The sequence below is a fragment of the Klebsiella sp. MS 92-3 genome (assembly GCF_000195655.1).
Classification (GTDB): domain Bacteria; phylum Pseudomonadota; class Gammaproteobacteria; order Enterobacterales; family Enterobacteriaceae; genus Klebsiella; species Klebsiella pneumoniae.
In genome coordinates this window covers 78,412-88,928 of sequence record NZ_GL882861.1, presented here as the reverse complement: position 1 = coordinate 88,928, position 10,517 = coordinate 78,412, and the positions used below count along the sequence as shown (strand labels likewise).

Here is a 10,517-nt window from a genome sequence, read left to right as displayed (position 1 = left end):
GCGGCGGTTCGCGGGCAAAACAACATAGCAACGTGGTGAGGGGAAATGGCTCAGGTCTATAACTTCAGTTCGGGCCCGGCAATGCTGCCGGCGGAAGTACTCAAACTGGCGCAGCAGGAACTGTGCGACTGGCACGGTCTGGGGACGTCGGTCATGGAGATCAGTCACCGTGGTAAGGAGTTTATCCAGGTGGCAGAAGAGGCAGAACAGGACTTCCGCGCTCTGCTGAACATCCCTTCCAACTATAAAGTTTTATTCTGCCACGGCGGCGGCCGCGGCCAGTTCGCCGGGATCCCGCTGAACATCCTCGGCGATAAAAAGGTCGCTGACTATGTGGACGCCGGTTACTGGGCGGCCAGCGCGGTCAAAGAGGCGAAGAAATACTGCACGCCGAACGTTATCGATGCGAAAATCACCGTCGACGGCAAGCGCGCTGTGAAGCCGATGAGCGAGTGGCAGCTGACCCCGGGAGCGGCCTATCTGCACTACTGCCCGAACGAAACCATTGACGGTATCGCGATTGATGAGACGCCGAACTTCGGCGACGACGTCATCGTGACCGCCGATTTCTCCTCCACCATTCTTTCCCGCGAAATTGACGTCAACCGCTTCGGCGTAATCTACGCCGGCGCGCAGAAGAATATCGGTCCGGCTGGGCTGACGCTGGTCATCGTGCGTGAAGATCTGCTGGGCAAAGCCAGCGTGGCCTGCCCGTCAATTCTTGACTACACCGTGTTAAGCGAGAATGACTCGATGTTTAACACACCGCCGACGTTCGCATGGTATCTGGCTGGACTGGTGTTTAAGTGGCTGAAGCAGCAGGGCGGGGTTGCCGCGATGGATAAAATCAACCAGCAGAAAGCCGAACTGCTCTACGGCGTGATCGATAACAGCGGCTTCTATCGTAACGATGTGGCGCAGGCCAACCGTTCGCGTATGAACGTACCGTTCCAGCTGGCGGACAGCGCCCTGGACAAACTGTTCCTCGAAGAGTCGTTTGCTGCCGGGCTGCACGCGCTGAAGGGCCACCGGGTGGTGGGCGGCATGCGTGCTTCCATCTACAACGCCATGCCGCTGGACGGCGTGAAGACGTTAACCGACTTTATGCTGGACTTCGAACGCCGCCACGGTTAATCGCCTGTTTCTTTCTTCCTCCCCGCGGCCTGTCTGCGGGGTTTTTATTCTGTTTGTTTGAGAGTGAAGTTTGATGGAATCCCTGACGTTACAACCCATCGCACGCGTAGAGGGCACCGTGAACCTGCCAGGTTCGAAAAGCGTCTCCAACCGCGCGCTGCTGCTGGCTGCCCTGGCCCGCGGCACGACGGTGCTGACCAACCTGCTGGACAGCGACGATGTGCGCCATATGCTGAATGCCCTGAGTGCGCTGGGGGTTCAATATACCCTGTCTGCCGACCGCACCCGCTGCGAAGTGACCGGCAACGGCGGCCCGTTGCGCTCTGCCGCGGCGCTGGAGCTGTTCCTTGGCAACGCCGGTACCGCGATGCGTCCGCTGGCGGCGGCCCTGTGCCTTGGCAGCAACGATATCGTGCTGACCGGCGAACCGCGGATGAAAGAGCGTCCGATCGGCCATCTGGTGGATGCCCTGCGTCAGGGCGGCGCTCAGATCGACTATCTGGAGCAGGAAAATTATCCACCGCTGCGCCTGCGCGGCGGTTTTCAGGGCGGCAACGTCGAGGTTGACGGCAGCGTCTCCAGCCAGTTCCTGACCGCGCTGCTGATGACCGCGCCGCTGGCGCCGCAGGATACCGTCATCGTCATTAAGGGCGATCTGGTGTCGAAACCCTATATCGACATTACGCTGCACCTGATGAAAACCTTCGGCGTTGAGGTGGACAATCAGTCTTATCAGCGATTTGTGGTGCGCGGCAAGCAGCAGTATCAGTCGCCGGGAGATTACCTGGTGGAAGGCGATGCTTCCTCGGCCTCGTATTTCCTCGCCGCTGGCGCCATTAAGGGCGGCACGGTAAAAGTCACCGGTATCGGCCGCAACAGCGTACAGGGCGACATTCGTTTCGCCGACGTACTGGAGAAAATGGGCGCCACCGTCACCTGGGGCGACGATTTCATCGCCTGCACCCACGGCGAGCTCAAGGCGGTCGATATGGATATGAACCATATCCCGGACGCCGCGATGACCATCGCCACCGCCGCGCTGTTCGCGCAAGGGACCACTACCCTGCGCAATATCTACAACTGGCGGGTCAAGGAGACGGACCGTCTGTTCGCCATGGCGACCGAGCTGCGTAAAGTGGGCGCCGAGGTGGAAGAGGGGGAAGATTATATCCGCATCACCCCGCCGGCAAAGTTGAAGTACGCAGAAATCGGCACCTATAACGACCACCGGATGGCGATGTGCTTCTCGCTGGTAGCGCTGTCTGATACGCCGGTGACCATCCTTGATCCCAAATGTACGGCCAAAACGTTCCCTGACTACTTTGAGCAGCTGGCGCGGATCAGTACCCTCGCCTGAGTAAAACTTTGTCATCCCGCGGGCTGATATCCTGTCAGCCCGCTATAATTGCGCAAAACTTCTGCTTTTCATTTCCTGTAGTCCGTAATTTACAAGCAATGCTCACTTTCCGGCGTATTGATGCGTATAATGCGCGGCGTTTATATTCCATGCGCCTTGCTGAAGGAGAAAAAGATGACGGCGAATATTCCGGTAATCACCATTGATGGGCCTGGCGGTGCGGGTAAAGGTACGTTGTGCAAGGCAATGGCGGAAGCGCTGGGCTGGCATCTGTTAGATTCAGGCGCGATCTACCGCGTTCTGGCGCTGGCGGCGCTGCATCATCATGTCGACGTGGAGTCCGAAGAGGCGCTGGTGCCCCTGGCTGCCCATCTTGACGTGCGTTTTATTTCTACTGACGGCAACCTGGAAGTGGTGCTGGAAGGGGAAGATGTCAGTAGCGAAATTCGCACTCAGGAGGTCGCGAACGCGGCCTCGAAAGTGGCGGCTTTTCCGCGCGTTCGCGAAGCGCTGCTGCGCCGCCAGCGCGCCTTCCGCGAACTGCCGGGGCTTATCGCCGACGGTCGCGATATGGGAACGGTAGTTTTCCCGGACGCGCCGGTGAAAATTTTCCTCGATGCCTCGGCCGACGAGCGGGCGCATCGCCGCATGCGGCAGTTGCAGGAAAAGGGCTTTGATGTTAACTTTGAACGTCTTTTGTCCGAGATAAAAGAGCGTGACGATCGCGACCGAAATCGCGCCGTGGCGCCGCTTGTCCCGGCTGCCGATGCATTAGTTCTCGATTCAACCGAACTAAACATTGAGCAAGTGATTGAAAAAGCGCTACAATATGCGCGCGAAAAATTGGCCGTTGCGTAGGCCTTAACCGGTAACGCGCCGAAGCCTCCGAATTATAGCAGTACCCCGCGGCAATGGATGGTCAGCGGGTATGTGAAACAACCCCATCCGGCACGGAGCCAGGTGGACGTTAATATTAACCTGAAGATTAAACATGACTGAATCTTTTGCTCAACTGTTTGAAGAATCCTTAAAAGAAATCGAAACCCGCCCGGGTTCCATCGTTCGTGGTGTTGTTGTTGCTATCGACAAAGACGTAGTACTGGTTGACGCCGGTCTGAAATCTGAGTCCGCCATCCCGGCTGAGCAGTTCAAAAACGCCCAGGGCGAGCTGGAAATCCAGGTTGGTGACGAAGTTGACGTTGCTCTGGATGCAGTAGAAGACGGCTTCGGTGAAACTCTGCTGTCCCGTGAGAAAGCTAAACGTCACGAAGCTTGGATCACGCTGGAAAAAGCTTACGAAGACGCTGAAACTGTTACCGGTGTTATCAACGGCAAAGTTAAAGGTGGCTTCACTGTTGAGCTGAACGGTATTCGTGCGTTCCTGCCGGGTTCCCTGGTAGACGTTCGTCCGGTGCGCGACACGCTGCACCTGGAAGGCAAAGAGCTTGAGTTCAAAGTCATCAAGCTGGACCAGAAGCGTAACAACGTTGTTGTTTCTCGTCGTGCCGTTATCGAATCCGAAAACAGCGCAGAGCGCGATCAGCTGCTGGAAAACCTGCAGGAAGGCATGGAAGTCAAAGGTATCGTTAAGAACCTCACTGACTACGGTGCATTCGTTGATCTGGGCGGCGTTGACGGCCTGCTGCACATCACCGATATGGCCTGGAAACGCGTTAAGCATCCGAGCGAAATCGTAAACGTTGGCGACGAAATCACTGTTAAAGTGCTGAAGTTCGACCGCGAGCGTACCCGTGTATCCCTGGGCCTGAAACAGCTGGGCGAAGATCCGTGGGTGGCTATCGCTAAACGTTATCCGGAAGGTACCAAACTGACCGGTCGCGTGACCAACCTGACCGACTACGGCTGCTTCGTTGAAATCGAAGAGGGCGTTGAAGGCCTGGTTCACGTTTCCGAAATGGATTGGACCAACAAAAACATCCACCCGTCCAAAGTTGTTAACGTTGGCGACGTTGTGGAAGTAATGGTTCTGGATATCGACGAAGAGCGTCGTCGTATCTCCCTGGGTCTGAAGCAGTGCAAATCTAACCCATGGCAGCAGTTCGCGGAAACCCACAACAAGGGCGACCGTGTTGAAGGTAAAATCAAGTCTATCACTGACTTCGGTATCTTCATCGGCCTGGACGGCGGCATCGACGGCCTGGTTCACCTGTCTGACATCTCCTGGAACGTTGCAGGCGAAGAAGCAGTTCGTGAATACAAAAAAGGCGACGAAATCGCAGCAGTTGTTCTGCAGGTTGACGCAGAGCGTGAGCGTATCTCCCTGGGCGTTAAACAGCTCGCGGAAGATCCGTTCAACAACTACGTTGCTCTGAACAAGAAAGGCGCTATCGTTGTTGGTAAAGTGACTGCAGTTGACGCTAAAGGCGCAACCGTAGAACTGGCTGACGGCGTAGAAGGTTACCTGCGTGCTTCTGAAGCATCCCGTGACCGCGTTGAAGACGCAACTCTGGTTCTGAGCGTTGGCGACGAAGTTGAAGCGAAATTCACCGGCGTGGATCGTAAGAACCGCGTAGTGAGCCTGTCTGTACGTGCGAAAGACGAAGCGGAAGAAAAAGACGCTATCGCTACCGTGAACAAGCAGGAAGACGCGAACTTCTCCAACAACGCTATGGCTGAAGCGTTCAAAGCAGCGAAAGGCGAGTAATCTTTGTCATTCAGGTAATAACAACCTGAATAGCGACGAGTTTACTTGACAGATTGCAGGATTCGTCCTGTAATCAAGCACAAAGGGCGGCTACGGCCGCCCTTGTTTAAGCTGTTAGCTAATTTTTGCCTTGAAGGAAACCGGAGGAATAATGACCAAGTCAGAATTGATTGAAAGACTTGCCAGCCAGCAATCTCACATTCCGGCGAAAGCGGTGGAAGATGCTGTTAAAGAAATGCTGGAACATATGGCCTCAACGCTTGCTCAAGGTGAGCGCATTGAAATCCGCGGTTTCGGCAGCTTTTCTCTGCACTATCGAGCACCTCGCACCGGACGTAACCCGAAAACTGGTGATAAAGTCGAACTGGAAGGTAAGTACGTTCCGCACTTTAAGCCCGGGAAAGAATTACGTGACCGCGCCAATATTTATGAAGGGTGAGTTGCACGACGTGCAGCCTGCCTGACGATAAAGAAAGCACCTTCGGGTGCTTTTTTTGTGCCCGCCATTTACGGCCATCCTCACAAAAAAAGCGTGCCCGGCTGCAAGCGAGGCGATTGTCTGGAATACGCCGCGCAAGCCTGAATTCGCCGCCAGGACGCCAGCACCGCTTTGCGTAACACTGCCCACTCACAGGGAGGTGTTTATGCGTCTACCATGGCTTACCGGATGCGCCATCATTGCAATGCTGCCGCTTCTCTGGCTACCCGTCTTGCCGGGCCCGTACAGTCTGGCGGGCGCGAGCGCACTGGCGCTGGCGCTGATTCGTCTGCATGGAAGGGCCGTCGCCGGAGTGGCGATGACGCTTCTGCTGGTGGTCTGGGGAGTATTGAGCGCGCATCAGGCGCTGTGGCCGACCCGGCACCTTACCGGCGCCATCCGGCAAGCGGAAGTGATCCTTAGCGAGACGGATGGCCAGACCTTGCACCGTGGACAAATGGTGCGCCTGCGGGGCCGCTATCTGTTTCCCCCGGTAGGCGTAACGCTATACGGGGAACTTGCACCTGCGCCAGCCTGTGCGGGTCAACACTGGCTGATGACGCTGCGCCTGCGCCCGGTGCACGGGCAGCTCAATGACGGGGGCTTCGACAGCCAGCGCTATGCGCTGGCGCAGCACCGACCGCTGAGCGGAGGGATCGTCGCCGCTTCCGCGCTGGATGCCCGCTGCAGTCTGCGCGCCCGCTATCTGGCGTCGCTGACCCGGCGACTGCAGACTTATCCCTGGCGCGCGGTGATGTTGGGATTAGGAATGGGGGAGCGGCTGTCTCTGCCGACGGAGATAAAGGTCCTGATGCAGAACACGGGCACTTCCCATCTGATGGCTATCTCGGGTCTGCATATCGCTCTCGCGGCTTCTCTTATCATGCTGTTGCTGCGCGGCGTGCAGTATATTCTCCCGGGCCGCTGGATTGGCTGGCGGTTGCCGCTGCTGGCCGGGCTGGCCGGCGCCGTCGGCTATGCCTGGCTGACCGGTATGCAGCCGCCGGCGCTGCGCACCTGCGTAGGGTTGGGCATGTGCTGCGCCTTACGCTTGTCGGGCCAGCGATGGACGGCGTGGCAGGTGTGGCTCTGCTGTCTGGGAGCGATACTGGTTGCCGACCCGCTGGCGGTCCTGTCGCAAAGCCTGTGGCTATCTGCCTTCGCCGTGGCGGGGCTGATCTTCTGGTTCCAGTGGCTCCCGTTGCCTGCCGGCCGCTGGCGCTGGCCGTGGAAGACCATAATTGCTCTTGTTCATTTGCAGGCTGGCGTGACGCTGCTGCTGCTGCCGCTGCAGTTGTTGCTATTCCATGGAGTCAGCCTGACGTCGATGGCGGCTAATTTGCTGGCGGTACCGTTAGTCACCCTGTTGGCGGTGCCGCTTATTCTGACCGCGATGCTGGTGCATCTCTCGGGGCCGGAGATAGTGGAGTCGCTACTCTGGCTGGCGGCCGATCGCGTGCTGGCCGTATTGTTCTGGGGATTAAGACGTTTACCGGACGGCTGGTTGACGCTGGATGCTCGCTGGCTGTGGATCAGTAGCCTGCCGTGGCTGTTGGTGATGGGCTGGCGTTTTCAGAGCTGGCGGCATTCACCGGCGCTGTGTCTCAGCGTGCTGTTTTTACTGACGCGGCCATTCAGCCGACAACCGCCTGCGGACGAATGGCGGGTGACGATGCTGGATGTCGGGCAGGGGCTGGCGATGGTGATCGAGCGTCACGGTAAGGCATTGCTTTACGATACCGGGCCGGCTTGGCCGCAGGGTGATAGCGGTCAACAGGTGATTATCCCGTGGTTGCGCTGGCACCATCTGCAGCTGCAAGGGATTATGCTGAGCCATGAACATCTGGATCATCGCGGCGGCCTTGATTCAGTGCTGCAGGCATGGCCGCAGGCGTGGGTGCGCAGCCCGTTAGGCTGGGCGCATCATCTGCCGTGTCATCGCGGTGAGCGCTGGCAATGGCAGGGACTCAACTTCCAGGCCCTGTGGCCGCTGCCGGGCAGCACGGCAAAGGGTAACAATCATTCCTGTGTGGTGCGGATCGATGATGGTCGCTCCAGCATCCTGCTCACCGGCGATATAGAGCGTCAGGCGGAGCAGGCGATGATCAGCCGTTACTGGCGGCATCTGACGTCTACACTTATTCAGGTTCCCCACCACGGCAGCAATACCTCCTCCAGCGCGCTGCTGATCCGCCGGGTGGATGGCGCGGCCGCGCTGGCCTCCGCTTCGCGCTACAATGCGTGGTGGATGCCCTCGTACAAGGTGGTTCAGCGCTACCGCCAGCGGGGTTATCGCTGGTTCGCCACGCCGCAGCAGGGGCAGATAACGGTGGTTTTTTCCGCAGAAGGGTGGCAAATCCATAGCTTACGGGATCAAGTTTTACCGCGTTGGTATCATCAGTGGTTTGGCGCGCCCGCCGATAACGGGTAGAATATGCGGCTATTTCAACACAAGCTGGTTTATTGAATGCAGAACGATAAAGATCTCTCCACGTGGCAGACCTTCCGCCGACTTTGGCCGATTATCGCGCCGTTTAAAGCCGGGCTAATCGTAGCGGCGGTGGCGTTGGTGCTTAACGCGGGCAGTGACACCTTCATGTTATCGCTTCTTAAACCGTTATTGGATGATGGTTTTGGTAAAACGGATCGCTCAGTGCTGCTATGGATGCCGCTGGTGGTTATCGGCCTGATGGTGCTGCGTGGGATCACCAGCTACATCTCGAGCTATTGTATTTCCTGGGTTTCCGGCAAAGTGGTGATGACCATGCGTCGTCGCCTGTTCGGCCACATGATGGGTATGCCGGTGGCCTTCTTTGACAAGCAGTCTACCGGAACGCTGCTGTCACGCATCACCTATGATTCTGAGCAGGTCGCCTCCTCCTCTTCCAGCGCGCTGATCACCGTGGTCCGCGAAGGGGCATCGATTATCGGTCTGTTCGTGATGATGTTCTATTACAGCTGGCAGCTGTCGCTGATCCTGATCGTACTGGCGCCGATTGTGTCGGTGGCGATCCGCGTGGTCTCCAAGCGTTTTCGCAATATCAGTAAGAATATGCAGAACACGATGGGGCAGGTCACCACCAGCGCCGAGCAGATGCTGAAAGGGCACAAAGAGGTGCTGATGTTTGGCGGCCAGGAAGTGGAAACCAAACGTTTTGATAAAGTCAGCAATAAAATGCGTCTGCAGGGGATGAAGATGGTTTCCGCCTCGTCTATCTCCGACCCGATCATTCAGCTTATCGCCTCCCTGGCGCTGGCCTTTGTCCTGTATGCCGCCAGCTTCCCGAGCGTGATGGACACCCTGACCGCCGGGACCATTACCGTGGTCTTCTCCTCGATGATTGCGCTGATGCGTCCGCTGAAGTCGCTGACCAACGTCAATGCCCAGTTCCAGCGCGGGATGGCGGCGTGCCAGACGCTGTTTGCGATCCTCGATTCCGAGCAGGAAAAAGACGAAGGTACGCGGGTCATTGAGCGGGCGAAAGGCAATCTCAAGTTCGAGAACGTCACCTTTACCTACCCGGGTCGCGAAGTGGCCGCGCTGCGCAATATCAATCTCGATATCCCGGAAGGGAAAACAGTGGCGCTGGTGGGGCGCTCAGGGTCGGGTAAATCGACCATTGCCAGCCTGATCACCCGCTTCTACGATGTCGACGAGGGGCAGATCCTGCTGGATGGCCACGACCTGCGCGAGTACAAGCTGAGCTCGCTGCGCGACCAGGTGGCGCTGGTTTCACAAAACGTGCATCTGTTCAACGATACCGTCGCCAACAATATCGCCTATGCCCGTACCGAAGAGTACAGCCGCGAGCAGATTGAAGAGGCCGCGCGCATGGCCTACGCCATGGATTTCATTAACAAGATGGATAATGGTCTGGATACCATCATCGGCGAGAATGGCGTGATGCTGTCCGGCGGCCAGCGCCAGCGTATTGCTATTGCCCGCGCGCTGCTGCGTAACAGCCCGATCCTGATCCTTGATGAAGCCACCTCGGCGCTGGATACCGAGTCCGAGCGTGCCATTCAGGCGGCGCTGGATGAGCTGCAGAAAAACCGTACCTCGCTGGTTATCGCTCACCGTCTGTCGACCATTGAGCAGGCTGATGAAATCGTGGTGGTTGAAGACGGGCGGATCGTGGAGCGCGGAACGCACCATGATCTGCTGGAGCATAAGGGCGTGTACGCCCAGCTGCATAAGATGCAATTCGGCGAATGATCGCGCGCATCTGGTCCGGGGAATCGCCGCTGTGGCGCCTGCTGCTGCCGCTCTCCTGGCTGTATGGCCTGGTGAGCGGGGTGATTCGCCTCAGCTATCAGCTGGGGTGGCAAAAAGCCTGGCGCGCGCCGGTGCCGGTGGTGGTGGTTGGTAACCTGACCGCCGGCGGCAATGGCAAAACGCCGGTGGTGATCTGGCTGGTGGAGCAGCTGCAGCAGCGCGGTATTCGCGTTGGCGTCGTGTCTCGCGGCTACGGCGGTAAAGCTGAACGCTATCCGCTGGTGTTGGACGACAGAACCAGTACGGCGCTGGCGGGTGATGAACCGGTGTTGATCCATCAGCGTACCGGTGCCCCGGTCGCTGTCGCTCCGCTACGCAGCGACGCGGTAAAAGCATTGCTCAGCGCGCACGATCTGCAGATGATTGTGACCGACGACGGGTTGCAGCACTATAAGCTTGCGCGGGACAGAGAAATTGTCGTTATTGACGGCGTGCGCCGCTTTGGCAACGGCTGGTGGCTGCCTGCCGGGCCGATGCGCGAGCGGGCGTCGCGCTTGCAAAGCGTTGATGCGGTTATCGTTAACGGCGGCGTGGCGCGTCCGGGTGAGATCCCGATGCGGCTGCGCCCAGGGATGGCGGTTAACCTGCTTACCGGCGAACGTCGCGG

Annotated in this window: 8 protein-coding genes; all 8 read left to right on the top strand. The window is 58.1% G+C overall.

All coding sequences use genetic code 11. From position 1 onward, the window contains the following. Nucleotides 1-45: 45 nt before the first annotated feature. Nucleotides 46-1,134 (top strand): 3-phosphoserine/phosphohydroxythreonine transaminase, encoded by a 1,089-nt coding sequence (gene serC, locus HMPREF9538_RS02660; protein WP_009486275.1) that lies wholly within the window; start codon nucleotides 46-48, stop codon nucleotides 1,132-1,134. Between the two features lie 73 nt (nucleotides 1,135-1,207). Continuing rightward, nucleotides 1,208-2,491 (top strand): 3-phosphoshikimate 1-carboxyvinyltransferase, encoded by a 1,284-nt coding sequence (gene aroA / locus HMPREF9538_RS02665; RefSeq protein WP_002898157.1) that lies wholly within the window; start codon nucleotides 1,208-1,210, stop codon nucleotides 2,489-2,491. Between the two features lie 174 nt (nucleotides 2,492-2,665). Further along, nucleotides 2,666-3,349, top strand: coding sequence for a (d)CMP kinase (gene cmk / locus HMPREF9538_RS02670; protein WP_002898160.1), 684 nt, complete (start codon nucleotides 2,666-2,668; stop codon nucleotides 3,347-3,349). A 133-nt stretch (nucleotides 3,350-3,482) separates the two neighbouring features. Beyond that, complete coding sequence (gene rpsA, locus HMPREF9538_RS02675) at nucleotides 3,483-5,156, top strand: 30S ribosomal protein S1 (protein ID WP_002898162.1); 1,674 nt, start codon at nucleotides 3,483-3,485, stop codon at nucleotides 5,154-5,156. Nucleotides 5,157-5,307: 151 nt separating this feature from the next. Beyond that, nucleotides 5,308-5,595, top strand: coding sequence for an integration host factor subunit beta (ihfB, locus tag HMPREF9538_RS02680; RefSeq protein ID WP_002898165.1), 288 nt, complete (start codon nucleotides 5,308-5,310; stop codon nucleotides 5,593-5,595). 205 nt (nucleotides 5,596-5,800) lie between these two features. Beyond that, on the top strand, nucleotides 5,801-8,065 hold the full coding sequence (locus HMPREF9538_RS02685; protein WP_020316865.1) for a ComEC family protein: 2,265 nt from the start codon (nucleotides 5,801-5,803) through the stop codon (nucleotides 8,063-8,065). A gap of 36 nt (nucleotides 8,066-8,101) precedes the next feature. After that, the gene (gene msbA, locus HMPREF9538_RS02690; RefSeq protein WP_002898170.1) at nucleotides 8,102-9,850 is read left to right on the top strand and encodes a lipid A ABC transporter ATP-binding protein/permease MsbA; all 1,749 of its coding nucleotides are present in this window, start codon (nucleotides 8,102-8,104) and stop codon (nucleotides 9,848-9,850) included. Beyond that, nucleotides 9,847-10,517: tetraacyldisaccharide 4'-kinase (gene lpxK / locus HMPREF9538_RS02695; protein ID WP_009486273.1), on the top strand; the 671-nt coding region annotated here is incomplete at its 3' end. The genes msbA and lpxK, both read left to right, overlap by 4 nt.